The organism is Chromobacterium sp. Beijing, from assembly GCF_021496765.1.
Lineage (GTDB): Bacteria > Pseudomonadota > Gammaproteobacteria > Burkholderiales > Chromobacteriaceae > Chromobacterium.
The window spans coordinates 1,311,445-1,336,952 of record NZ_CP053750.1 but is presented as its reverse complement, the minus strand read 5'-3'; the positions used below and the strand labels follow the sequence as shown (position 1 = coordinate 1,336,952).

Below are 25,508 nucleotides of genomic sequence, written 5' to 3'. Positions count from 1 at the left end.
ACGGCTACTTGGTCACGATAATGCCGTTAACGCCGGCCTTGGCCAGCTTCTGCAAGGTGGCTTGCGCCTCGGCGCGGCTGTTGAACGGGCCCACCCGCACCCGGGTCACCTCGCCCTTGCTGGTCTGCACCTTGCTGAAATGAGCGGACACGCCTATCGACGACAGCTTGGACTTCAAGGCGTCGGCCTTGTCCGGGTCCGACAGCGCCGCCAGCTGGATCACCGATTTGCTCTCGCCCTTGGCCGCCGGCTCCTCTTTCTTCGCCGCCGGCTTGTCCAGCGAATCGAAGCGTCCTTCCAGGATAGCCGCCGGGTCCGGTTTGCGGGCCGGCTTTTCGTCCAGCTTGATTTCGGGCTTTTTATGCTCGGGCTTGGCCGGTTTCGGCTCCGGCTTGTGTTCGGGTTTGGGCTTGGCCTCCGGCTTGGGCTCGGGTTTCGCCGCGGGGGCCGGCTGCGCGGCCGGCATCGCCGGCGTCATCGTGGACAGATTGGCCGCCAGTTCGGTGGCGCCGGGCTTGGCCGCGGGCGAGACTTCGGCCAGCGCGGCGGAGGCCGCGGACGGCGCCGAGGCCGGCTGGGCCGGCGGCGGCAAGGCGCCCGCCGGCGCTTCGGCGTGATTGGCGGCGGGCGCGGAAGCGCCCGCGCCCAGCACTTCTATGGACTCCGGCTTCATCTGCTGCTCGGGCAGGCGTCCCACCACGTTCCACAAAACGACGGTGGCGACGGTAACCAAGACGACAGCGCCCACCAGACGGCGTCTGGCGCGCTTGCGCAACAGGATCAACTCCTCGTGGGTGGATAAAGCCATGCTTTCCTCAAGCCGGGTGTTGCCGGGCTTCCATCACCTCGGCAACGGTGTGGAAGGAACCAAAAACGACAATTCTATCACTCTCCTCCGCCTGCGATAAGGCCGCCGACCAGGCTTGCGCCACGGTGGCGAAGGATTGCACCCTCTCAACGCCCATTTCCGCCAGCCTGGCGGCGATGCGTTCGCCGCTCTGGCCGCGGGGCATGTCGAGGCCGCCGACGAACCAGGCGTCGAACGCCTCGCGCGCCAAGGCCGCCACCTGTTCCAGGTCCTTGTCTTCCAGCATGGAGAACACCGCCAGCCGGTTGCGGGCGAACGGCAGCTGTTTCAGGCTGGCCGTCATCGCCTTGACCGCGTGCGGATTGTGGCCCACGTCCAGCACCACCGCCGGACGGCCCGGCAGCACCTGGAAACGGCCCGGCCACTCCACTTCCAGCAGGCCGCGCTTGACCGCGCCCAGGTTCACCGGCAGCCGCGGCTTCAAGCACTCCAGCACGGCCAGCGCCGCCGAGGCGTTGACCATCTGATAGCCGCCGCGCAGCGCCGGCAAGGGCAAGGCGTGGCGATGGGCGTCGCCCATGTGGAAGGACCATTGATTGTCCATGCGCTGATAGCCGAAGTCCGGCCCGTACAGCTTCAGGTCCGCGCCGATGGCGCGCGCGTGTTCGATCAGCCTGGCCGGCGGATTCGGGTCCGCGCACAAGGCCGGCTTGCCGGCGCGGTAAACGCCGGCTTTCTCAAAGCCGATGTCCTCGCGGTTGTCGCCCAGGATGGCCTGGTGGTCTATGTCCACGCTGACCACCACCGACACGTTCGGCTCGAAGATGTTGACCGCGTCCAGGCGTCCGCCCAGGCCCACCTCCAGCACGATCACGTCCACTTTTTCGGCGACAAAGCTGTGCACCGCCGCCAGGGTGCCGAACTCGAAATACGTCAGCGAGGTGTCGCCGCGCGCGGCGTCTATCGCCTCGAAGCTGGCGACGATGCGCTCATCGCTGGCGGGCGCCAGATCGATGGCGATGCGCTCGTTGTAACGCAGGATGTGGGGAGAGGTGTAAGTGCCCACCTTGAAGCCGGCGCAATGCAGCATGGCGGACAGCATCGCGCAGACCGAGCCCTTGCCGTTGGTGCCGGCCACCATCACCACCGGGCAGGACGGTTGCAGTTTCATCGCGGCGCGCACCCGCTCCACGCGGGCCAGGCCCATATCGATGGCGGTGGCGTGCAGGCTTTCCTGCCAGCTCAGCCACTCGGCCAGAGTCTTGTGTCCAGTCATTTCGTCTCAGTGTCGTCCGCGGCTTGAAACCACAGCAAATAAGTCCGCAAGCGGCGGCGGCCGTCCGCCGGCGCCGAATCCGGCCACACCATCAAGGCGCGCCGGCGGCCGCCAATGCGCACATTCAATACCGTCAGCCAAGGGGTGACGAAGCAATCGTCCAAGGCCTGCGCCGGCAGCGCGGCTTCGCACCACACGCTCAGCCGCCCCAGGCCGTCCACTTCCAGCCGCCGGAAACGGCCGGCGTCGCCCCAGCCGTCGGCGCGCAGCGCCCGCATAAGCAAGAAGGCCTCGGCCGGCAACAAGGCCAGCCAGATGGGCGGCAGATGGCGGATCACCGCCCAGGCCAGCAGCGCGGCGGCGGAAACCGTCAGCGCCAGCCAAAGGCGCGAAGGCCTCAGCTCGAAGCCGAAGGGCTCCAGCCGGGGCCGCCGGTTCATGGTTTAGAGATCCAGCGCCGGGGTGTTGCTGATGTCGGCGTCCACGCTATCTATCACCGTGGAGTGGATCTCCACGTCGAACCATTCCCAGAAGGCTTTCAAGGACAGATCCTTGGGCCATGTGTCTTCGTCCTCGTACCAGGACACCAGTTCCATCTTGAACAATTGTTCGTAGATTTCGTCGATGTAGGCGACGCCCTCTTCCGGCTCGTCGAACTCCGGCAGCAGGATCACGGTGCAGTCGGTGCGCAGGCTGTCCAGCGCCAGATCCATGTCGTTGTCCGGGGCCTGGTTCAGCCAGTCCAGGAACGGTTGTTTCGGTTTGATCACGGCCACCGAGCGGTCAACGAAGTACATAGCATGCCTTTCATTCAAGTTTGGCCGGCATTGTAACAGCACAAACCGCGCGGCGCTAAGCGTGGAAAGGTGAAGCCCATGTTACAATCCGCCCAACTTTCCATACAGAAAACAACACGCACCATGGCTCTGATTACCGTCGAAAAAGCCTGCCTGGCTTTTGGTCACCACGCATTGCTGGATAACGTCGATTTCGCGCTGGAACCGGGCGAAGTGGTCGGCCTGATCGGCCGCAACGGCGCCGGCAAGTCCTCGCTGCTCAAGAGCGTGGCCGGCGCGGTGGCGCTGGACGACGGCCGCGTCAACATCAAGGGCGACGTCAAAGTGGCCTATGTGCCGCAAGAGCCTGAGCTGGCGCCGGAACACACGGTGTTCGAAGCCGTGGCCGAAGGCCTGGGCGAACTGAAAAGCCTGCTCACCGAATACCACCAAGTCACCCATCAGCTGACCCAGGCCGACGCCGACCACGAACAGGCGCTGGCGCGGATGGAGCACATCCAGCACGAGCTGGAGGCCCGCGGCGGCTGGCAGTTCGACGCGCTGATCTCCTCCACCCTGTCCCATCTGGGCCTGAATCCGGACGCGCGGATCGAGGAGCTGTCCGGCGGCTGGAAAAAACGCGTGGCGCTGGCGCGCGCGCTGGCCGCCAGACCCGATGTGCTGCTGCTGGACGAACCCACCAACCACCTGGACGTGTCCGCCATCGAATGGCTGGAAACCCTGATCAAGAACTACGGCGGCAGCGTGCTCTTGATCACCCACGACCGCCGCTTCCTGGACAATGTGGCCACCCGCATCGTGGAACTGGACCGCGGCCTGCTGCGCAGCTACCCGGGCAGCTTCTCCAGCTACCATGTGCGCAAGGCGGAAGAACTGGCCGTAGAGGAAGAGCAAAACCGCATCTTCGACAAATTCCACGCCCAGGAAGAGGTGTGGATCCGCAAGGGCATCGAGGCGCGCCGCACCCGCAACGAGGGCCGGGTGCGCCGGCTGGAGGCCATCCGCCGCGAGCGCTCGGCGCGGCGCGAGCGCGTGGGCCAGGTCAACTTCCAGCTGGACGCCGGCGAACGCTCCGGCAAGCTGGTGGCGGAGCTGGAGCACGTCGGCAAGGGCTTCGAGGGCAAGACCCTGATCCGCGACTTCACCACCCGCATCCTGCGCGGCGACAAGATCGGCCTGATCGGCCCCAACGGCGCCGGCAAGACCACGCTGCTCAAGCTGATTCTGGGCCAGCTGGACGCGGACAGCGGCAGCGTCAAGCAGGGCAGCAAGCTGGAGATCGCCTACTTCGACCAGTTCCGCGAACAGCTGGACGAGGAAACCAGCGTCGCCGACATCATCAGCCAGGGCAACGACTTCGTTGAAATCGGCGGCGTGAAGAAACACGTGATGAGCTATCTGGAAGACTTCCTGTTCTCGCCGCAGCGCGCGCGCAGCCCGGTGCGCTCGCTGTCCGGCGGCGAACGCAACCGCCTGCTGCTGGCCCGGCTGTTCACCCGGCCGGCCAATGTGCTGGTGCTGGACGAACCCACCAACGACCTGGACATCGACACGCTGGAACTTCTAGAAGACGTGATCGCTCAATACTCGGGAACCGTGTTCCTGGTCAGCCACGACCGCGCCTTCCTGGACAACGTGGTCACCCAGGTGATCGCCTTCGAAGGCGACGGCCGGCTGGAAGAGTATCCGGGCGGCTACCAGGACTGGATCGACACCAAGGCGCGCATGGCGGCGATGAAGCCGGCGGAGAAGCCGCGGGACGCTTCGGCCCCGCAGGAGAAACCCAAGGACAAGCCCAAGTCCGCGCGCAATAAACTGTCCTACAATGAGACGCGAGAGCTCGCCGCGCTGCCGGACGAGATCGCCGCGCTGGAAACCGAGCAAGCCAGCCTGAATCAGCAATTGCTGGACCCCAACTGCTACCGCGACACGCCCAAGGAGGCCATCGCCTGGCAGCGCCGGGTGGAGGAAATCGACGAATTGCTGATGGACAAGCTGGCGCGCTGGGAAGAACTGGAGTCAAAGCAACAATGAGCAAAACCCTGCCGCCTTCGCCCTCTTCGCCGTTGGACCGCCGCGCGCTGCTGCGCGGCGCCGCGCTGCTGTCGCTGGCCGGCCTGCTGGCCGCCTGCGGCACCACGCCCTCCAAGGTGGCCGGCGGCCGCAAGCCCCGCCCTTCCGGCGACCTCAGCCTGTCCGGGCTGAAGGCCGACGGCGCCAGCCGGGAAATCCTGATCTACACGCTGGGCCTGCTGGGCCTGGACTACAAGTTCGGCGGCACCAACCCCGAGGCCGGCCTGGATTGCAGCGGCATGGTCGGCTACATCTACCAGAACGCCGTCGGCGTCACGCTGCCGCGCACCGCGGCCGAGATCGCCGGCGTGGCGCGGCCCATCCCGGACAGTCGGATGCGGGTCGGCGACCTGGTGTTCTTCAACACCATGAACCGCCCGTTCTCGCACATGGGCATCTTCATCGGCGACGGCAAGTTCGTGCACGCGCCGCGCACCAACAGCTCCATTCGCGTGGCGCGGCTGGACAATAGCTATTTCGCCGCCCGTTACGAGGGCGCACGCACGCTGTTCAGCTAAGAAGCTGTTTACGATCTGCTGCGCGTCGGCGATACGGCGTTGAAAAAGGCTTCAAAATGCTCATGCACCACGCGTACATTCCGCTTTCTCAGCCGCAACGCCTTGTCTCGCTCTTGCTCGCGAGATCGTAAACACCTTCTAAGCGCCTCCCAAGCGCTCGCTAGCCCGGCGCCAGCGCCGGCGTCGCGCCGGCGCTTTCCGCCCCGCGCGCAGCCTGTCCCAACAAGGCCTCCTCCACGCCGTCCAACAGCGCCCGCGTCGCTTCCGCGCCGGCCGCCATGCGCAAGGCCAGCTCGCGGCAGGCCGGACCCGGGCCCGGCTCGGCCAGCAAACGCGCCAACAAACGCTCCATTCTCCCCCCGGACACGCGCTGCGCGTGCAAGACCTCGGCCACGCCCAGGCGCTTGGCGCGCTGGCCGTTGTCGAACTGATCGTAGGCGTAAGGCACGATCAATTGCGGGATCCCGGCGCGCATCGCGTCCGCCATGGTGCTGACGCCGCCGTGATGCGTCAGCGCCGCCGCCCGCGGCAACAGCGCGGCGAAAGGCGCGTGCGCCTGCCACAGCACATCGGCCGGCAAAGCCGGCGGCAACTGCGCCGCGTGCGGCGTGACGAAGATCCCGCGCCGGCCCAGCCGCCGCAAGGCCCGCAGCGCGGCGTCGAAGAAGGCCGCGGCGTGCCGATGGCCGGTGCCCGGCGTGAACACGACGGGCGCATCGCCGGCGGCCAGAAAGGCCTCCAGCTCGGCGGACAGCCCCGCGCCCCGCTGCGCGGCGGGCAGCAGGAAATCCCCTTCAAAGAACGGCCGCGGCCAATCCGGCTGCAAGGCGGCGAACCAGCGGGGAAACAGACCTATCGAGGCGCTGGGGGCTCTCAGCATATGCTCGAAAAAATGCGGCTCCGCCGGCAGGCCGCGCTGTGCGCGCGCCGCGTTCAGACTGGGCAAGGTCTGGGCGTTGAACCAGCGATGCAGCGCCCACCACAGCAGGCCGGCTCCGGCCGGCGGCAGCCAGCCGGGAATCCGCAAGGAGCCCAGGGTGAGCAGGTCGTGGCGGCTGCACAGATTGGACGGCGCGAGATAGGCCGTCACAATGCGCAAATCCGGCCGCGCCGCTCGCGCCAGCGCCGCCATCGGCACCAGGACGGGGTGGCACAAGACCACGCAGTCCTCATCCGCCGGCAGATCCCTCACCCGCTCCCGCAAGGCGTCCAGATCCGGCGCCAGGCTATCCCAGAGCACGCCCCAGCTCTTGCGCTCATGCCATAGATCGGGGTTGTCCAGCGCCGCCTGTTCCCGCTCGACGCTGCCGAACAGCCAGTACGGCAGGCCGGCCGCCCGCGCCGCTTCCTCCTGCAAGGCCGGCGCCAGCATCCGCACCCGGTGGCCGCGCTCGCTCAAGCCGCGCGCCAGCGCGACAAAGGGCTGCATGTCCCCGCCGGTGCCGCTGGACGCCACGATGATCAAAGGACCGCGCGCCGGGTCCGCGCCGGCATGCGACAACGACAGCTCCCGCTCCATGACCCGCCTCCTTCCTTTAGGACGACAAGCCACTTTACGCCAATGTCATTTATCTGGCAAAAAGAAAACCGCCCGAGGGCGGTTGCGTGCGCATGGCGACCCTGCGCCGCGCCATGGCTTAGAGCCTGTTCAAAGTTTCGCGAGCAAGAGCGAGACAAGGCGAAAACAGCAGAGAAAGCGGAATGTACATACGGTACATGAGCATTTCGAAGTTGTTTTCAACGCCGTATCGCCGAAGCGCAGCAGACATTGAACAGGTTCTTAGAGCGTGAACTGCTGCACCACGCCGCGCAAGGACACCCCGCGCTCCAACAGATTGACCACGCCCTGCTGAGCCTCTTCCGCCGCCAGCCGGTTTTCCTCGGCCGAGCTGCTGACCGACTCCACGCTGCCGGCCAGGTGCTGCGAAGCGTTGGCCTGCTCGCGCACCGCCGCCGAGATATCGCCCATGCCGCGCGACACGCCCTGGATCTGCACCGAGAAACCCTGCAAAGTGTCCTGCGCCTCGCCGGCGTGATTGACGCTGGCGTCCACGCGGTCCACCGCCGCGCGCATGCCGGAGATGGCGGAGGCGGAATCCTGCTGCACCGAAGCGATCATCGAGCCGATCTCCACCGTGGCGTTGGCGGTGCGTTCGGACAGCTTGCGCACCTCGTCCGCCACCACCGCGAAACCGCGGCCCTGCTCGCCGGCCCGCGCCGCCTCGATCGCCGCGTTCAAGGCCAGCAGATTGGTCTGATCGGCGATGTCCTTGATCACCGCCACAATCATATTGATCTCATTGGTGCGCGAATCCAGCTGATCCAGCTTGCCGGCCAGCTGGGTCACTTCCTGCTGCACCGTCCGCATGCCTTCCACCGCGTTCTGGATGTATTGCACCGTGGTCTGGGTCTGGCCTTCGAACGAAGACATCAGCGTGGCCGCGTCCTCGGCGATTTCCGAGACATGGGCGATGCTCACCGCCAGCTCCTCCACCGCCGCCGCGCTGCCGCGCACGTCCTCGGCCTGCTGGCCGGAACGCGCGGCCACGCCGCCCACCAGCTGATCGATGTGCTGGGATTCGCTCTGCACCGCGTCGGATTCGCCGCGAATCTCCAGCAAGCGCTCACGCAGGGCCGCCATGAAGGTGTTGAAGGAGGACGCGATGCGGCCCACTTCGTCGCGGCTGCGCACCGGCATGCTGCGCACCAGGTTCCAGTCGCCGCCGGCCAGTTGCTGCAGGGCCACGTTCAACTCGTTCACCGGCTGCACCATGCGGTTGGCCAGCAACAGGGCCGCCAGCTGGGACATCAGCAGCAGGCCCAGGCCCACCGCGCCGCTTTGCCACAGCACCTGGGTGCGCAAGGCCTCCACTTTTTGCAAGGACGTGTCCACCCCCACCACGTAGCGCATGCCGCTGGCCGAGGTGAAGGGCACGAACACCGAGCGGAACAGGCCGAACTCGCCCTGGTATTCCTCAAACTGGGTGGAGCCGCTGCGCAAGGCCGCGGCCAGGCCGGCCGGCACATCCTTGTATTCCGCCAGGAACCACTGTTGGTACTGGCCGGACTTCACCTCGTCGGGGCTGGCGGAAGAACTGGTGTACAACACGCGGCCGCCGCGCTGAATGGTGGAATAGGCGTAGGCCAGACCGCTGTCGCGCGCAAAATCGGTCAGCTGCTTGGTGGTGACCTGGCTATTGGGATTGCTGTCCGGCAATTGATCGTGGAAGTTCTCGCCCACCATCTGGCGCGCCGCGTAGGCGGCGGTCAGCAGGGTCTGATCCACGCCCTTCATTTCGGAGTCGACCGTGCTGCGATAAGCGTAGATCGAATAAACCGCCACGATCAGCAGGCTCACCAGAGTAAAAGCGGCGGATAGTTTGGCCCGCAAGCCCCAGTCCTTGTTCAAGACACTCATACGGATGCATTCCTTCGACATTCATTCCAAAAACGGCTCCCCGCCGCCGGCGGCGCATCCGGAGCGCGCCGGACCGGCGCCGCAGGTCCAGGCAGTGGATCAGGCAGTAATCGACAAGAGACGATGACGGCGCCGCGAAGTGATGCGGGCGGGCGGGGAAAGATAGACAGGCGGCGGCGCGCCGGGACAAGCGGCCCAGTGCGGCGGCGAGCGCTGAATATGGAAAGTGATGATAACGCCAATTAAACGCGAATCAATGCGACTGGCTTTGGTAGTTTGCACATAGCAAGTGCATAATCGCTTTTTCTCGAGGTGAAGCGACCCGCGCCGGCTTTGTTTTTAAAAGGTTTTTTACAAATAGACGCCGGCAAGCATCGGTGTTTACGTAAAAACACCTATCGCATCTGTATCTATCTTGAGGGCCGCGTCCGCCGCCGTGCGGCGGACCATGGACAGGCTCTCAGGCGCGCAGGCCCTGCAACAGCCGCGCCAGGCGCTCCAGAGACATCACCTCGTCCACCCCGCCGCGGGCGATGGCCGCCTGCGGCATGCCGAACACCACGCAGGACGCCTCATCCTGAGCCAGCGTGCGCGCGCCGGCGTCGTGCATCTCGCGCATGCCGCGCGCGCCGTCGTCCCCCATGCCGGTGAGGATCACGCCCACCGCGTTGGCCCCGGCGCTCACCGCCACGGAGCGGAACAACACGTCCACCGACGGCCGGTGCCGCGACACCGGCGGCCCGCCCTTGACCTCCGCGACGAACTGCTTCTGCCGGCGGTGCAAGAGCAGGTGCTGGCCTCCCGGCGCAATCAGCACCGTGCCGGCGCTGAGCACGTCGCCGTTCTTCGCCTCCCTTACCTCCACCTGGGCCAGCTGGTTGAGCCGGCCGGCGAAAATGGTCGTAAAGCCCTCAGGCATATGCTGCACCACCACCATGCCCGGGCAATGCGGCGGCAGGCTTTGCAACAGGAACTCCAGCGCCTGGGTGCCGCCGGTGGACGCGCCCAGCGCGATGACGCGCTCCGTGCCCTGCGCCGGCCGCCGGCGCTCCGGCGGCGCGTCCAGAATGGCGTCGGCGGTCAGCTTGGGCGCGGGATAGCCGGACGGAGACGTCTGCTTCAAGGCCTCCACCCTCACCCGCGCCGCCGCGTACACCTCCTCCACCAGCCGCTTGGCGTTCACGGCGAAATTCGTCCTCGCGTTGGCCAGCGGCTTGAGCAGCACCGACACCGCGCCGGCGCTCATCGCCTCCAGCGACACCAGCGCGCCCTCGGTGGTCAAGGCCGAGCAGATGATCACCGGCGTGGGCCGCTCCGCCATCACCTGGCGCAGGAAGGTCAGGCCGTCCATCCGCGGCATGGCCAGATCCAGGATGATCACGTCCGGCCAACGGATCTTCATCCGGTTCATCGCGTAAATGGGGTCCGGCGACGCGCCCAGCAGCTTGATGTCCGGCGCGGTGGCCAGCATCTGGCCCAGCATCTCCCGCGCCACCGCGGAGTCGTCAACAATCAGAACGCTAATGCTCATCGATTCTTCCGCCCGCCAAGTGAGCATCCAGCCGGTAGCGCGACGGCGCCTCCTGCGCCAAGGGCAGCGCCAGGTGCCGGATGGATTCCGAATGCCCGATGATCAAATGCCCGCCCTGCCGCAGCTTGTCGCACAGCGACAGCAAAACCCGCAGCTTGGTGGCCTCGTCGAAATAAATCAGCACATTGCGCAGGAAAATCACATCGAAATGACTATGGTTGAAGTCCGTCGCGTGCAGCAGGTTCAGATTGGCGAAACTCACCTTCTTCGCCAGCTCCGGCGCCACCTTGACCATGCCGGCGTATTCGTCGCGGCCGCGCAGGAAATAACGCCGCCACAGCTCCGGCGGCGTCCTGCGCGCGCGCTCCACCGAGTACACCCCGCGCCGGGCCAGATGCGTGACCCGGGTATTGATGTCGGTGGCGTACACCCGCCACTGGCCCAGCAGGCCCAGCGCCTCCGCCAGAATCATCGCCACCGTGTACGGCTCCTCGCCGGTGGAGCAGGCCGCCGACCACACCCGGAACTCGCCCTTGCCCTGCAGCCGCGCCGCCTCTTGCCGCAGCCAGGCGAAGTGTTCCGGCTCGCGGAAAAAATAGGTTTCATTGGTGGACAGCAGATTGATCGCGTACTGCCGCTCCGCCACATTGGCCGGGTCTGAGATCAGACGCCAGTAAGCCGCGTAGCTGTTCAGCCGCAAATGTCGGATGCGCTTGGCCAGGCGCGACTGGATCAGCGAACGCTTGCTCATCGGCATGGCGATGCCGGCGGTCTGGTAGATGAAGCGGCGCAGCTGGAAAAACTCCCCATCCGTCAACAAGGGCGCGGCGGCCAGCGTCTCTTCCAGGGCGAGCATCTACAGCGCCTCGATGTCGTCGCTCAGAAACTGCTGGGTCACCGCCTCCGCCATCGCGCTGAGCTCGGACACCGACAGCGCCTGGCGCACATTCAGCAGGATGGCGAAGCGCTGATTGATGGTGGCAATGCCCTGGATGAAGTCGCTGCGGATATTGGAGCCGAAACTGGGCGAGGGATCGATCTCGCTTTGCGGGATCTCCAGCACCTCGCACACCGAATCCAGCAGAATGCCGATGTCGGCGTAGCCGCCCTCCAGGCCCGGCAAGGACAGGATGGCCACGCAGGTGGACGCCTTCAAAGCGGTCTGGCCGCGGCCGAAGCGCACCGACAGATCGATCACCGGCACCACCGCGCCGCGCAGATTGATGATGCCGCGCACGAAGTTGGGCATCATCGGCACCTCGGTGATGCCGTCGAACTCGATGATCTCCCGGATGAAGTTGATCTGAATGCCGAACAAATCCTCGCCCAGGATGAACGTGACGCAATGGAATTTCTGGTCGCCGCCGTCCTGGCCGGCCGGCTGTTCGCTGTTTCTCATCGCAGCCTTCCTCTCAGTACTTTGAGAACTTGTCCTCGTCCACATTCAGGTCCAGATCGTCATCGTCGTCCATCGGCGGCGGCGGCGCGGCCTTGCCGCCGTGCAAATGGCCGATGTGCACCAGCCGTGACTTGCGGCCCCCGCGGGTATTGCGCAGCTTGAACTGCTGCATCAGTTCCTGCAGCTGCATCGCCGCGGAACTCAGCTCCTCGGAGGTGGAGCTCAACTCCTCGGCCGACGTGGCCGAAGACTGCATGCCGCTGCTGATCTGCGTCACCGCGCTGTTGATCTGATCAATGCCGGTGCGCTGCTCGCGCGAGGCCGCGGAAATCTCCTGCACCAGGCCGGCGGTCTGGTCTATGCCGGGCAACATCTCCTGCAGCAAGGTGCCGGCCTTCTCCGCCACGCTCACCGAACGGCTGGCCAGATCGCCTATTTCCTTGGCCGCCACCTGAGAGCGCTCCGCCAGCTTCCTCACCTCCACCGCCACCGTGGCGAAGCCCTTGCCGTGCTCGCCGGCGCGCGCCGCCTCGATCGCCGCGTTGATGGCCAGCAGATCCGTCTTGTTGGCGATATCGTTGATCACCGTGATCCGCGACGCGATCTCCTTCATCGCGTGCACCATATCGCTGACCGCGCTGCCGCCCTGGGTGGCGCTGGATGCGGATTTGGACGCAATGCCCTCGGTCACCCGCGCATTGTCGGCGTTCTGCGTCACCGTGGCCGCCATCTCCTCCACCGAGGCGCTGGTCTGCTCGATGCTGGACGACAGCTCGGACGAAGTCTGCGCCAGGGAGTTGGCGGTGGACGACACCTCCTCGGACGCCGAACCTATCGCCTCCGACATCGCGCTGACCTCGGACAGGGTCTCGGACAGCCGGTGCGCCATGGATTTGATCGAATACAGCAGGCTGGAGGTGTCGTCCGGATGTAGCTTCACCGGCACCGACAAATCCCCGGCCGCCACCCGGCTCACCACTTGCACGGTGTAGGACGGGTCGCCGCCCAATTGCTTGAGCAGGCTGCGCGTCACCATCACCCCCAGCGCGATGCTCAGCAGCACCGCCAGCACCGCTATCGCCACCAGCACCCGCAAGGCGTCCGTGCTGATCACCTTGGTTTCCACCAGGGAGTTGTCGGCCAGCTTGGCGTTCAGATTGATCAGCTCGGTCAGCACCCCGTCCACCGCCTGGAAGGCCGGCCAGCCCTTTTCCGCCATCAACTTCAGCGCCAGCTTATTGTTCTCCCCGTCGCCGCGGTCGGTATAGGACAGCCGCTTCACCTCGGTGGCGTAGGGCTGGTAGATGGCCCAGGCGGCGTCGAAGCGGCGCAGCGCGTCCACCTCCGGCGGCGTCAGATCCGTCTTGCGGTAGGCGTCTATGCTGGCGTTCATGCTCTTCTCGAAGCCGACCATCTCCAGATCCACCGCGTCCATGGCCTTGGTGTCGCTCTCGGCGATATAGCGGTACAGGGAGCGGTTGCTGGCCATCGCGCTGCGCGCCGCGCCGCCGATATCCTTGATCGGCGTCAGCTGGTTGTCGAACAGGTTCACCATCACGCCGGTGATGCGCTCGGTGGCGGAGTAGCTGACAAAGCCCAGCGCCAACAAGAAGCACAGCACCACGCCAAACGACAGACCCAGCTTGGTCTTGACCTGCGCATTGTGAAACCACTGCATGACTACCTCCCGGCGCGCGTCGGCGCGCTAAATAACGTCGCTCGCCTGCGTCTCGCTGGACTGGCGAATCCGCCGCCGCTCGCGGCGGCAGGCGTGGTGGATCAATTGCGGAATGTCCAACACCAGCGCCGGCTTGCCGTTGCCCAGAATGGTGGAGCCGCTGATGCCGCGCAGCGAGCGGAAAATCTCGCCCAGCGGCTTGATCACCGCCTGCACCTCGCCCATCAGCCGGTCCACCACCACGCCGGCGCGGTTTTCCCCGTAATGCACAATCACCACGTACTCCGGCTGCGCGGCCGGCGGCAGATTGAACAGCTCGCGCAAGGACACGAAAGGCAGCCAATCGCCGCGCACATTGATCTGGCGCGCGTTCTGCCGCATCGTCTCCTCCGGCATGTCCACGCACTCGATCATCATGTCCAGCGGCATCACCAGCGAGGAATCGTTCACCTCCACCCGGAAGCCGTCGATGATGGCCAGCGTCAGCGGCAGCCGCAGCCGGAAGGTGGTCCCCTGGCCCGGCTGGGAAAAGATTTCGATCTCGCCGCGCAAGAGTTCGATATTGCGTTTCACCACGTCCAGGCCCATGCCGCGGCCGGACAGATCGCTGAGCGCGTGCGCGGTGGAAAAACCGGGCAGAAAAATCAGCTGCAGGGTTTCCTGCTCGCTCAACTGCCGGCCCTCGCTCAGCAAACCGCGCTCCAGCGCCTTGGCCAACACCTTGTCGCGGTCTATGCCGCGGCCGTCGTCCTTGATCTCCACCACCACCGATCCGGCGTCGTGAAAGGCGTTGAGCACCACCTTGCCGGTTTCCGGCTTGCCCGCCTCCCGCCGCTCCGCCGCCGTTTCCAGGCCGTGGTCCACCGCATTGCGCACCAGGTGCATCAGCGGGTCGGTCAAGCGCTCCACCATGGATTTGTCGATCTCGGTGTCCGCGCCCTGAATCGTCAGCTGTATGGATTTGCCCAGCTGCCGCGACACCTCGCGCACCATGCGCGGAAACCGGCAGAACACCTCGTCCACCGGCACCATGCGCAAGGTCAGCGCGTCGTCGCGTATGCTTTCCACCAGCGTGTTGATGATGGCCACGGACTCCAGCAGCTCCGCGTCGCAGCGGCTCTGCGCAATCAGCTTGGTGCCGGCGGACGCGATCACCAGCTCGCCCACCCGGTTGATCAGCCGGTCCAGCTTGCCGGCTTCCACCCGGATATAGTGACTGTCGCCGCGGACCGGCCGGCCCGCCGCCGCTCCAGCCTCTCCGCTCCGCCCGCTCTCCGGCTGCGCCAGCCAGCGCGCCTCCCGCACCCGTTCCGCTTCCGCCGCCGTCAAGGCCCCGCGCGCCAGCCAGCGCGACAGCTGCGGCTCTATCGATTCGCCCAGCCGCTCCGCCAGCGAGCGGAAGGCCGCCAGCGGCGCGCGCGGTGGCAGAATGCCCAGCATGCTGTCTTCGGCGACGAACTCGAACACGTCGCGCACCTGCTCCAGGCTGGCCGCGGATTCAAAGCTCAGCTCCAGGCCAATGAAGCAATCCGTCGGCTCCAAGTCGGCGAAGGCCGGCAACGGCGGCCAGACCAGCTCCACCTCGCGCAGCGCGCCCAATTGGCTGAGGAAGCGCAGGCAGGACAGCGGATCGAAGCCGTCGCGGAACAAATCGGGATAAAAGCGCAGCGACAACTGCCACAGCGGCGTGGCGGCGGCGTCCAACGCCTCCTCGCCGGCCACCGCGCAGGGGGCTCCGTCCAGCAGGAACAACTGCAAACGCTGCAGCAGCGGCGCGCCGTCCGGCCAGGCCGGTTCCGCGTCCAGCGCGGAGGCCTCCACCGCCTCCAGCATCCGCCGCAGATGATCGTTGCAGGCCAGCAGCAGGCTGACCAGATCGTCGCCCAGCGCGATCTTGCCGCCGCGCAGCCGTTCCAGCACGCTTTCCATCGCATGGGCAAAGGCCACCAGCGCGTCGAAGCCGAAGGTGCCGGCGGAGCCCTTGATGGTGTGCGCGGTGCGCAGCAGCAGGTTGAAGGTCTCGGCGTCGGCGGGAAAAGCGGCCGGGTCCAGCAGCGCGCCTTCCAGCGCGTCGCACAGCTCGCGGGACTCCTCCAGGAAAATCGCCCTGGCCTTACTCCAGTCCATCCTCGCCTCCCGGCGCCGTCAGCGTCACGCCCAGCAACTGGAAGGCCTCGCTGACCAAAGGGTTGTCCGCCAGCAGCTCCAGCCGCCGCAGCTGCCGGCCAAAGGCCAACAGCAACTGCAAGGCGCAGCCGTCCACCTCCGTCACCTCGGCGAAGCTCAGCGACACCGCTTCGTGCGCCAGCAAGGGCAGGAGCTCGCTTTTCAGCTGCTCCGCCGTGTAAACGCTCAATTCCCCGCTCAGACTGGCCCTGGCCCAACCTTCGCCGGTTTCGACGTGCAATCTCATTAGGCCCCCAGACCAAAGCCAAGCGGCGGTTAACTCGCTGTTTTTACTTAAGTGTCCACACTAAAAGTAGTCAAGAAACAGATTGTTTTATAAAAAACAGTAAGCAAGCCAACGCGCGACGGCGCGGATACGGCAACAGCAGCATGGCGGGAGGCCTATGAAACTGAGCATCAAATCCCTGCTGACGGCCGGCGCCGGCGTCTTCGCCCTGCTCTTGCTGCTGCTCCTGCTGTGCACCCTGCGCCTGCGGCACGAGCTGGATCTGCAAGCCCAGGCCGAATCCCAGCGCAATCAAAGCTATCTGCTGGCCAACGAGCTGAGGCAAAGCTCGGACGACCTCACCCGCCTGGTCCGCACCTACGCGGAAACCGCGGACCCGCGCTACGAGCGGCAATACTGGGCGGTGCTGGCGATACGCAACGGCCAGCAGCCGCGCCCGCAGCACTACAACCGCATCTACTGGGACTTCATGGCGGCTAGCGACAACAAGCCGCAGCCGGACGGCCCCGCCGTGCCGCTGCAACAGCTGATGCGGCAGGCCGGCTTCACTCAGCAGGAATTCGACAAGCTCGGGCTGGCCCAGGCCAACTCGGACCGGCTGGTCAATACCGAAACCGTGGCGATGAACGCGATGAAGGGACGCTTCGCCGACGGCCAGGGCGGCTTCAGCCGCCAAGGCCCGCCGGACCCGGAACTGGCCCGGCGCATTCTGCACGACCGCCAATACCACCTGGACAAGGCCGCCATCATGCAGCCGGTGGACGCGTTTTATCAGTTGATGGAAGAACGCACCAACCAGGCCGTCGTCCAGTCCCGCGCCCAGGCCGAGCTATGGCTGGCCATCGTCATCGGCCTGATGCTGGGCTGCTGCGCGCTGGGCTTGCTGATGTTCTGGACCATTTACCGGCGCTTGTTCGCCATGCTGGGCGACGAGCCCTTGCGCGTCACCCGGCTGATGCGGGCGGTGGCGGCCGGCGATCTGGCCGCCGCGGCCCCGCCCGGCGGCTACCCCAGGGACAGCCTGGCGGAAGCCATGCTCCAGACCGTGACCACGCTCAGCCGCGCGATAGCGGACTCCCAGCGCGGCGCCGGCCATCTGTCCATGATGTCGGCCCAGATCAACCACAGCTCCCAGCAACTGTCCCTCAACACCAACGGCCAGGCGGCCAGCCTGTCCGAGGCCGCCTGCTCGCTGGAGCAGATCTCCTCCGCCATCAACCAGAGCAGCGACAACGCCAAACTCACCGAAACCATGGCCGTCCAGGCGGCGGACGACGCGCGCCAGGGCGGCGAAATCGTCGAACACACCGTGCGCAGCATGCAGTGCATCGCCGAGCACATCTCGGTGATAGACGACATCGCCTATCAAACCAATCTGCTGGCGCTCAACGCCGCCATTGAAGCCGCCCGCGCCGGCGCCCAGGGCAACGGCTTCTCCATTGTGGCCCAGGAAGTGCGCAAACTGGCGGAACGCAGCCAGCTGGCCGCCAGGGAGATCAGCGGCATGGCCGCCAGCGGCGTTCAGCTCGCCGGCCAGGCCGGCGCGCAACTGGCCGCCATCGTCTCCTCCAGCGGCAAGACCGCCAGCCTGATCCAGCAAATCGCCGTGGCCGCCAACGAGCAGGCGCAAGGCGTGGGACAAATCAACGCCACCATTCAGAGACTGAGCGCCGCCACCCGGCAAAACGCCAGTCTAGTGGAAGAACTCGCCGCCATCTCGGCGGACAGCCGCGGCCATGCGGACCAAGTGCATGCTCAGATGCAGCGCTTCCACGCCGCCGCCCCCGCTCCCCCAGGAGAAACCAGCGCCGCCGGCCGCGTCACCGCGGGCCATGGACCCCGACATTGACCGGCCACCACAACATCGTTCAGCTGCACTGTGAGGACCTCTCCATATGAAAAATTTTCGCGCCAACCAGGCCATCACCGGCCTGCTGATTCTTATCGCGCTCACCTTTATCGGCGTGATCTACACCTTCATTTCCATGCGCCAGGCGGTGGACGTGATGAGCGCCGCCAGCGAAAGCCGCTATCACTCCTACCTGCTGGCCTCGGAGTTGCGGCAAAGCTCGGACGATCTGACCCGGCTGGGCCGCACCTACGTCGTCACCGGCGATCCCGGCTATGAACAGCAATACAACCGCGTGCTGGACATCCGCAACGGCAAGGCGCCGCGTCCGAAGGAATACAACCGCATCTATTGGGACTTCGTCGCCGCCGGCCAGGAAAAACCCCGGCCGGACAGCGAAACCGTGCCGCTGCAAACCCTGATGCAGCAAGCCGGCTTCACCGATGGCGAGTTCGCCAAGCTCAAGGAAGCGCAAGCCAACTCCGACGGCCTGGTCAAGCTGGAAGTGCGGGCGATGAACGCGGTCAAGGGCAAGTTCGCCGACGCCCAGGGTCAGTACAGCGTCAGCGGCCAGCCGGACATGGAACTGGCGCGCAAACTGGTGCACAGCAAGGAATACCACCAGTTCAAAGCCCAGATCATGAAGCCCATCGACGACTTCTTCGTGCTGCTGGACCAGCGCACCAACGCCGCGCTGGCCCAGGCCAAGGACAGGCTGTCCAGCGCCCAGCTGCAATTCCTCACCGCCATCGTGCTGCTGGTGGGCGAAATCCTGCTGCTGATCCTGCTGGGCCGCCGCCAGATCCATACCCAGCTGGGCGGATCGGTCACCGACATCGAAGGCGTGTTGCAGGAAATCGCCTCCGGCAACTTGGCCGTGGACGTGCCCAAGGCGCCGGAAGCCAGCGCGCTGGGCCAGATCGGCGTGATGAACCAGCGGCTGCGCCGCTTGATAGGCGAAGTCAACAACAACGCCGGCCAGCTGGTCAGCGCCGTCGGCTCGCTGCATCAGACCACCAACCGCATCAGCGAGGACGCGGACCAGGTCAACCAGGCCATCAGCTCCAGCGCCGCCACCATTGAGCAGATCACCGTCAGCGTCACCCATGTGGCCGACACCACCGCCGACGCCAACGCCATCATCTCCCAGGCCAATAGCAGCGCGGAGCGCGGCCGCCACGCCATGCATCAGGTTTCGGCCGAGGTGGGCAAACTGTCCCAGGCCATGTCCACCCTCAGCGACACGCTGAACTCGCTGGGCACCCGCTCCGAGGAAATCAGCTCCATCGTCAACGTGATCAAGGACATCGCCGACCAGACCAACCTCTTGGCGCTCAACGCCGCCATCGAAGCCGCGCGCGCCGGCGAAATGGGCCGCGGCTTCGCCGTGGTGGCGGACGAAGTGCGCAAACTGGCCGAGCGCACCGCCCAGGCCACCACCGAAATCACCCAGATGACCCAGGGCATGCGCCAGCAAACCGCCGGCACCGTGGCCAGCATGCAGCAGGCCCGCTCCACCGTGGATCAAAGCGTGGGCCTGGCCCAGGGCGCGGCCAGCGAGATTGAAAACATCGGCGGCCTGATGCGGCAAGTGGTGGATACCTTCACCCAGATCACCCACGCCACCCGCGAGCAATCCACCGCCGTCGGCAATATCGCCCACACCACCGAGCACATCAACGGCATGACCCGCAGCACCTCCGAGGTGGCGCAAGGCGCCAGCGCCACCCTGAGCGAGCTGAACGGCCACGCCAGCAAGCTGAAGAACGTGGTGGAGCGCTTCCACCTCTAAACCGGTCCGTGATAAAGCGACAGGGCTCCGCAATGCGGAGCCCTGTTTTCCTTCATTGGACTCTCAGAACCAGTTCAAAGTCTATCCCTCAAATCGGCGCCAAACTGGCGGACAGCGGCAAATGATCGGACAAGCGCGACCACGGCGCGCCCTTCAGCACCTCCGCCCCCAAGGGCTTCAGCCCGCGCACATAGATCCGGTCCAGCGGCAGCATGGGCATGCGCGCCGGAAAGCTGCGCGCATGGCGGCCGAACAACTGATCAAACACCTCCACCATGCCCAGGCTGTCCATCAGGTGATCCGTCGCCTCTTCCCGCCAGTCGTTGAAATCGCCGGCCAGAATCAGCGGCGCGTCCGCCGGCACGTTCTCGCGCACATAGCGCGCCAGGTCCAGATACTGCTTGCGCCGGTCTCGCGCCAACAGATTGAAATGGCCGCACAAGGTCACCACCGGCCGCTTCCAGCCCGCCGGCGTCAGCTGACAGTGCAGCAGGCCGCGGTTCTCGAAGCGGTTGACCGAGATGTCGCGGTTGCACCAGGTATTGATGGGAAAGCGCGTCAGCAAAGCGTTGCCGTGATGGCCGTGCTCATAGGCCGCGTTCAGGCCGTAAGCCGCCTTGTGGTCCAGCCGGCGCGCCAGGAAATGATGCTGCGGCAGCTTGGGCCAGCTGGCGTGCTGCAAGGCGCGTTCTATGTTCTTGCCCTGCACCTCCTGCAAGAACAACACGTCGGCGTCTATGGACTCCAGCGCGGAGGCCATATCGCCCAACCGCACATGACGGTTCAGCGGCGACATGCCCTTGTGGATGTTGTAAGTGGCTACGGTAATGGCTTTCATGCAATACGCTTCTTTATCGGGCGGACATACCCTCCGCCGCTTCTAACTGCCCCGTGAACAAGCTAAGTCAGACCGCCGGCCGCCGGCCCCGTTCCCGCGCCCATTGTCCGCCGCCTCAGTTTCAAAGATAAGCGCTGGCCGCGCAAATTCAATCTCCACCCCCAGGCAAACAGGGAACTGAAAATCATTCACCTAAAACGGACTGCCCGTCTGCAAAATTTCCTACATCAAGCATTGCAAGATGAATACAGCTGCACTACACACTTATAACAGTAGCTAGAAAACAATACATGATTATCGGCGGAAGTTAGGGAGCGAGCGATGGGAAACTTTCTTGCGCAGTTCAGCATCAAGGTCAAGATCTTTGGGCTGATTCTGCTAGGCGTGCTGGCCAGCGTGATCATCGGCATGGTTGGCGTCAAAAGTACCGCAGAGATGAATAATCTCACCATTGACATGCATGACAACCTGCTGATGTCTGTCAATTGGGTGGCCAGCGCCAACCAGTACGCCATCTACGCCAGCCGGTCCGACTACCGCTTCATCGCCGAAAGCGAGAAAAAGCAGATGGATCAGGTGACGGCCAACCGCGCCAAATACGTGACGGAAATGAACCGGCTGCTGGATCTCTATCGCAAGACCGAACTCACCCCCCCGGAAGTGGACGCGCTCAAACGCTTTGACGCCGCCTGGCCGGTGATGGAGGAAGTCTGCAAGAAAGTGCGCGACCTCAGCTATAGCGATACCGGCGACGGCGCCAACAACAAGAAAGCGCTGGAACTGATGGCCAAGGAATGCCGACCCAAGTTCCAGGTTGTCGACGACATCATGAGCCAGATCGTCGATATCAATGTCAAAGTGTCCGATCAAGCTTTGAAAAACGCCGCCGACAAATACCAGCAAGCGCGCAACACCATCGTTACCGTGCTGGTCATTGCCTTGATCGTACTGTTTTTGTTGGGCATGACAATACAGAACGGCATCATCGGCAGCCTGAAAAAAGGCATGGAAGCGCTGTTCCAGCTGGGCAGCGGCGACCTGACCGGCACCATAGAAGTTCAGGGCCGGGACGAAGTGGCCCAGATGATGCAATCGCTGTCCGACACCCAGAAAAAACTGCGCGTCACCGTGGGCGACATCATCAACTCCGCCTCCAGCGTGGCCGCCACCGCCGAGGAGCTGGCCGCGTCCACCGAGCAAGTCAGCGCCAGTATCGGCCAGCAGGTCAACGCCACTTCCAGCGCCGCCGCCTCGATCGAAGAACTGACCGTCAGCATCGACCAATGCTCCAACAACGCCTCGCTGGCGGACTCCCAAGCCAGCGAAGCCGGCAGTCAGGCCAAGATAGGCAATAAGGAAGTGCAGGACTCCACCCAGCAAGTGCGCAAGGTCAACGACAGCGTGGCCGCCTCCGCCAACAACCTGGAATCGCTGTCCGAACAGGCGCAGATGATCAGCAGCATCGCCACCGTGATCAAGGAAGTGGCGGATCAGACCAATCTCTTGGCGCTGAACGCCGCCATCGAGGCCGCGCGCGCCGGCGAGCAAGGCCGCGGCTTCGCCGTGGTGGCCGACGAAGTGCGCAAGCTGGCCGAGCGCACCACCGGCTCCGCCACCGAAATCACCCAGATGATCGCCAAGATCCAGGCCGGGGCCAAGGAGGCGGTGGACAGCATGCGCAGCAGCCGCCACATCGTCAGCCAGGTGGTGGAATCGTCGGAACATGTGTCCACCACCATCAGTTCGGTGGAAGAAAGCGCGGAAGGCGTGGTGGGCGCCATCAGCGACATCGCGCTGGCGATGCAGGAGCAGCGTCAGGCCAGCACCGATCTGGCCGGCCGCGTGGAGGCCATCGCCCAGATGTCCAAGGAAAACGGCGTGGCCGTGGACGTGTTCTCGCAAGCCACCCGCGAACTGGCGGTGGTGGCGGAGCGGCTGCAGCAGACCACGCTGGCCTTCAAACTTTAAGAACCGGTTTACGATCCGCTGCGCGTCGGCGATACGGCGACAGCTTCTACAATCAAACGGCTTCATCCCCCGCCCCGCCGGCCTGGTCCGCGGGGCGGTTTTTTCACGGATGCCGTCCCTTCATTGACAGCAAAGCCCCGCCTCGCCAACAATAGCCCCGCGCCGCTGCAATTGCGGCGCTCGGGCTTGGACTCCCGACGTTGAGATCATTCCGGCAGACCGCGGCCTCCCCGCGCTCTGTCTCGCTATTGCTTTGCCCATTCGGGCGGGCCGTGGCGAGGGCACCTCACGGTGCGCCGGTCTTTGGAATGATCTCCCGGTAGTCCAACCTTGTCATGCGCCCGCCTAGCCGCGCCCCGCGGCCAGGCCGGCATCCGCTTGAGGAGGTAGCAATGTCGAAATCCATTAGGCGCTTACCCCGCCCCGCGTCCCCGTTTTCCCCCGCATCGGCGCTTGCCTGCTTCAGCCAGGAGGCCCGCCATGAGTAAAACCAAGGAAGAACTGCGCGCCTTCTACCGCCTGCTGGAAGCCCGCGAAGCCAAGCTGCCCTTTGTCGGCCCCTCGCCCGAGCGCAGCCAGCCGCATTACTGGCGTCTGCCTCTGTGCCGGGATTTTCCGGAGGCCTACGCGCTGGGAGAGCGTCACGGCCGCGCGCTGGTTGAGCTGTTCCGCCAGCACCCGGACCACGCCGGCCACGGCCTGCTCAGCCGCATCGCCCATGATATGAATTTGTTCGACTTCAGCCCGCAGCGCGGCGCTTGGGCCGGTTTCTTCGACCATCTGGAAGTGTTGATCGCGGTCAGCATCCGCATGCATGAGTCGGACGCGGAGGCGCAAGCCGCGCTGCCCTGAGCCGCAAAACCAGCCCGGACGGCCTCCGTCCGGGCGGCGATGGGGAATGTGACAATGGCTGGCGCCGGCAATCTATGGTAAAAAGCCTGCAATCCTTGCTGGAAAGCGCTGGCAAGGCGGCTGCGCGAGTCACCTGTTTGATCCATTCACCCTCCCTCTTGGTGCCGGATAAAAACCACAGGCGGGTGACTCGCCCAGCCGAAATGCTTGTCATTCCCGTCCCCTCCCCCAGCGGCTTTCACGCCCAAGCCCATCCGTCAATGGCCTAAAGACCCGGTGCTTATTCCCCCCAACGCCTTACCATGGGGCTTCGATTCATCAATCCGTAAAGGAGAGTTAGATGGCCAAGAACAAGCGCGCCGCCAAGAAACTGGCGGCGCTGGCGGACAAGGTGCGCGGACAGAAGAAGGCCACCAAATCGGCCAGGAAGCTGGCCGCCAAGGTGCTGAAGCACCCGATGACCGACAAACCGGCCAAGAAGAAGGAGCTTAAACGCGCCAAGCGGGACAAGGCCGACAAGCAGGCTGAATAAGCCGGCTCCCGCACGCCAAAAGGCGGCGAACGGCAAGCATGCCGCGCCGCCTTTTGGCATTCCTGAGCCGGGCTTCACACCTGATAGGCCGACACCGTCTGCAAGATCACCCGCGCCTGCTTGCTCAACTGGCCCGCCGCGTCCGCCGATCCGCTGGACGCCGACGAATTTTCCTCGGCCATCTGCGCAATCTGCTCCACGCGCTGGGCGATGGTGTTGCTGGCCACGCTCTGCTCGGAAATGCTGTTGGAGATGTCGCGCACCAATTCCATCGCCTTGCCGCTGCTGTCCCGTATGCCGTCGATGGCGTCGTTGGCGGCGCGGGTGTTGGCGGTTTCCTGATGCACCTGATCCACCACTTTCTCCATGCTCTGCACCGCTTCCAACGTGCTGCTTTGCATCTTGTTGATGATGTTGGCGATCTCGGTGGTGGAGCTGGCGGTGCGCTCGGCCAGCTTGCGCACCTCGTCCGCCACCACCGCGAAGCCGCGGCCCATCTCCCCGGCTCGCGCGGCCTCGATGGCGGCGTTGAGCGCCAAGAGATTGGTCTGATCCGCAATATCCTTGATCACCCCCATCACCGAGGCGATGGTGGCGCTGTCTTCCTTCAATTGGCCAATGCGCTGCGCGGCGTCGGTAATCGCGCCGGCCACCTCGGTGATGCCGCGCACAGTGGCGGAAATCACCTGACCGCCCTCGGTCGCCCTCTCGCCGGCCTGCTGCGCCTGCCCGCGCGCTTCCACCGCGCTGGAGGCGACATGGTTGATGCTCACCGTCATCTGCTCCACCGCCGCCGCCATCGCCGCCGCGGATTCGCTTTGCATTTCCGAACTACGCGCGATTTCATGAGTATTGTTGGCCAGGCCGGACATCGCGCCGTCTATGGCGCCTATGCTGTCGCGGATGTCCCGGAAACTGCGCTGCAGATTCTCCAGCAGCTGGTTGAAGGCGGAGGCGGTTTCGCCCACCTCGTCCATGCGTCCCACCGGCGCGCGCAAGGTGAAGTCTTTGTGCTGATTCACCTTGAACAGCGTGGAGCGGATCTGGTGCAAGCTGGTCCGGATATGGCTGAACAAGAGCCAGCCCAGGCCGCCGCTCAGCAGCAGACAGGCGGCGATCACCGCCACCGAGCTGCCGAAGGCCATGCTGTAAGCGGCGGCGTTGTCCTTGGACAGGCTGTCCGCCATGGAGTAGTTGAAGTCGATGTGGTCGTTGAGGTCTTTGGCCAGGGCCTTGGCGGAGTCCGGTATCGGCCCGGCCACCAGCATGGCCTGCGTCGCCGGACCCGGATGCTCGCGCGAAGCCTTCAAAAAGCTTTCGCGATTATTACGGTAGGCTTGCAGATCCGCCCGGTCCTGTTGCAGCAGCTTGCGGTCCGCGTCGTTGGACAGCAGGTCTTTCTCGTAAGCGGCCAACACCTGATCCAGGATCTTGTCCCCTTCGGCGATCTGCGCTTCGGCGTCCGCCTTGCTCTTGGCGTCCGCGGCGATGCCGTGGCGGTAAGCCGCCACCCGCATCTTGGTCAAGGCCAGCAGCCCCTGGTCCAGCGCTTGTATGCTGGGAAAGGTGTTGTTCTTCAAATAGTTGAAACGTTCATTGCCGCTGTGCAACTGCCACAGGCCGTAACTGCCGACGCCGATCAAGGCCAGCATGGCCACCATCAAGGTCAGCATGAGTCGCTGTGAGATATTCATCCTTATTCTCCGTGTCTTCGCCCGATACCACATGTAGCTTTGTTATAGGCGCAGTCAGAAAACAGGAGAAAG

General features: G+C 65.0%; 21 protein-coding genes. 7 read left to right on the top strand and 14 right to left on the bottom strand.

The window, feature by feature from the left end; translation table 11 throughout:
• Window positions 1-4 precede the first annotated feature (4 nt).
• The 4 genes from HQN78_RS06390 to HQN78_RS06375 are packed head-to-tail and all read right to left on the bottom strand — an operon-like array spanning window position 5 to window position 2,881.
• Window positions 5-808: an SPOR domain-containing protein gene (locus HQN78_RS06390; protein WP_235088596.1), complete on the bottom strand. Its 804-nt coding sequence runs from the start codon at window positions 806-808 to the stop codon at window positions 5-7.
• A 7-nt stretch (window positions 809-815) separates the two neighbouring features.
• A complete protein-coding gene (gene folC / locus HQN78_RS06385) occupies window positions 816-2,084 on the bottom strand; it encodes a bifunctional tetrahydrofolate synthase/dihydrofolate synthase (protein ID WP_235088595.1) in 1,269 nt (422 codons plus the stop codon).
• Window positions 2,081-2,524, bottom strand: a complete 444-nt coding sequence (locus tag HQN78_RS06380; protein WP_235088594.1) for a hypothetical protein — start codon at window positions 2,522-2,524, stop codon at window positions 2,081-2,083. Before HQN78_RS06380 ends, folC begins: the two co-directional genes overlap by 4 nt.
• A 3-nt stretch (window positions 2,525-2,527) precedes the next feature.
• A complete protein-coding gene (locus HQN78_RS06375) occupies window positions 2,528-2,881 on the bottom strand; it encodes a hypothetical protein (RefSeq protein ID WP_235088593.1) in 354 nt (117 codons plus the stop codon).
• 123 nt (window positions 2,882-3,004) lie between these two features.
• On the opposite strand from HQN78_RS06375, the gene HQN78_RS06370 reads away from it, so the two are divergent.
• Together HQN78_RS06370 and HQN78_RS06365 are read left to right on the top strand one after the other, a co-directional pair.
• Window positions 3,005-4,915, top strand: a complete 1,911-nt coding sequence (locus tag HQN78_RS06370) for an ATP-binding cassette domain-containing protein (RefSeq protein WP_107799078.1) — start codon at window positions 3,005-3,007, stop codon at window positions 4,913-4,915.
• Entirely contained in the window at window positions 4,912-5,472 is a 561-nt protein-coding gene (locus tag HQN78_RS06365) for a C40 family peptidase (protein ID WP_081549764.1), read from the top strand. The genes HQN78_RS06370 and HQN78_RS06365 overlap by 4 nt, the downstream gene beginning before the upstream one ends.
• A 160-nt stretch (window positions 5,473-5,632) precedes the next feature.
• Here HQN78_RS06365 and HQN78_RS06360 read toward each other — a convergent pair whose 3' ends face one another.
• The 8 genes from HQN78_RS06360 to HQN78_RS06325 form a co-directional block, all read right to left on the bottom strand.
• Entirely contained in the window at window positions 5,633-6,991 is a 1,359-nt protein-coding gene (locus tag HQN78_RS06360; RefSeq protein ID WP_235088592.1) for a nucleotide disphospho-sugar-binding domain-containing protein, read from the bottom strand.
• Between the two features lie 261 nt (window positions 6,992-7,252).
• Window positions 7,253-8,890, bottom strand: coding sequence for a methyl-accepting chemotaxis protein (locus HQN78_RS06355; RefSeq protein WP_227108468.1), 1,638 nt, complete (start codon window positions 8,888-8,890; stop codon window positions 7,253-7,255).
• 460 nt (window positions 8,891-9,350) lie between these two features.
• The gene (locus HQN78_RS06350) at window positions 9,351-10,421 is read right to left on the bottom strand and encodes a chemotaxis response regulator protein-glutamate methylesterase (protein ID WP_235088591.1); all 1,071 of its coding nucleotides are present in this window, start codon (window positions 10,419-10,421) and stop codon (window positions 9,351-9,353) included.
• Window positions 10,411-11,277: a protein-glutamate O-methyltransferase CheR gene (locus HQN78_RS06345; RefSeq protein WP_235088589.1), complete on the bottom strand. Its 867-nt coding sequence runs from the start codon at window positions 11,275-11,277 to the stop codon at window positions 10,411-10,413. Before HQN78_RS06345 ends, HQN78_RS06350 begins: the two co-directional genes overlap by 11 nt.
• The gene (locus HQN78_RS06340; RefSeq protein ID WP_235088588.1) at window positions 11,278-11,820 is read right to left on the bottom strand and encodes a chemotaxis protein CheW; all 543 of its coding nucleotides are present in this window, start codon (window positions 11,818-11,820) and stop codon (window positions 11,278-11,280) included.
• Window positions 11,821-11,833: 13 nt separating this feature from the next.
• Window positions 11,834-13,498 (bottom strand): methyl-accepting chemotaxis protein, encoded by a 1,665-nt coding sequence (locus HQN78_RS06335; protein WP_235088587.1) that lies wholly within the window; start codon window positions 13,496-13,498, stop codon window positions 11,834-11,836.
• Window positions 13,499-13,525: 27 nt separating this feature from the next.
• Window positions 13,526-15,625: a chemotaxis protein CheA gene (locus HQN78_RS06330; RefSeq protein WP_235088585.1), complete on the bottom strand. Its 2,100-nt coding sequence runs from the start codon at window positions 15,623-15,625 to the stop codon at window positions 13,526-13,528.
• On the bottom strand, window positions 15,612-15,911 hold the full coding sequence (locus HQN78_RS06325) for an STAS domain-containing protein (protein WP_235088583.1): 300 nt from the start codon (window positions 15,909-15,911) through the stop codon (window positions 15,612-15,614). The genes HQN78_RS06330 and HQN78_RS06325 overlap by 14 nt, the downstream gene beginning before the upstream one ends.
• 157 nt (window positions 15,912-16,068) lie before the next feature.
• Between HQN78_RS06325 and HQN78_RS06320 the strand changes: the two genes are divergently transcribed.
• Together HQN78_RS06320 and HQN78_RS06315 are read left to right on the top strand one after the other, a co-directional pair.
• Window positions 16,069-17,760 (top strand): methyl-accepting chemotaxis protein, encoded by a 1,692-nt coding sequence (locus tag HQN78_RS06320; RefSeq protein WP_235088581.1) that lies wholly within the window; start codon window positions 16,069-16,071, stop codon window positions 17,758-17,760.
• Window positions 17,761-17,806: 46 nt separating this feature from the next.
• Window positions 17,807-19,552, top strand: a complete 1,746-nt coding sequence (locus HQN78_RS06315) for a methyl-accepting chemotaxis protein (RefSeq protein ID WP_235088580.1) — start codon at window positions 17,807-17,809, stop codon at window positions 19,550-19,552.
• A gap of 88 nt (window positions 19,553-19,640) precedes the next feature.
• On the opposite strand, the gene HQN78_RS06310 is transcribed toward HQN78_RS06315, so the two are convergent.
• Complete coding sequence (locus HQN78_RS06310) at window positions 19,641-20,390, bottom strand: endonuclease/exonuclease/phosphatase family protein (protein WP_107799067.1); 750 nt, start codon at window positions 20,388-20,390, stop codon at window positions 19,641-19,643.
• 321 nt (window positions 20,391-20,711) lie between these two features.
• Here HQN78_RS06310 and HQN78_RS06305 point away from each other — a divergent pair, with 321 nt between their 5' ends.
• From HQN78_RS06305 to HQN78_RS06295, 3 genes are all read left to right on the top strand, one after another.
• A complete protein-coding gene (locus HQN78_RS06305) occupies window positions 20,712-22,358 on the top strand; it encodes a methyl-accepting chemotaxis protein (RefSeq protein WP_235088579.1) in 1,647 nt (548 codons plus the stop codon).
• Window positions 22,359-22,838: 480 nt separating this feature from the next.
• A complete protein-coding gene (locus HQN78_RS06300; RefSeq protein ID WP_235088578.1) occupies window positions 22,839-23,210 on the top strand; it encodes a hypothetical protein in 372 nt (123 codons plus the stop codon).
• A 340-nt stretch (window positions 23,211-23,550) separates the two neighbouring features.
• Entirely contained in the window at window positions 23,551-23,742 is a 192-nt protein-coding gene (locus tag HQN78_RS06295; protein ID WP_107799064.1) for a hypothetical protein, read from the top strand.
• A 74-nt stretch (window positions 23,743-23,816) separates the two neighbouring features.
• Here HQN78_RS06295 and HQN78_RS06290 read toward each other — a convergent pair whose 3' ends face one another.
• Window positions 23,817-25,436 (bottom strand): methyl-accepting chemotaxis protein, encoded by a 1,620-nt coding sequence (locus HQN78_RS06290; RefSeq protein WP_235088577.1) that lies wholly within the window; start codon window positions 25,434-25,436, stop codon window positions 23,817-23,819.
• Window positions 25,437-25,508 lie beyond the last annotated feature (72 nt).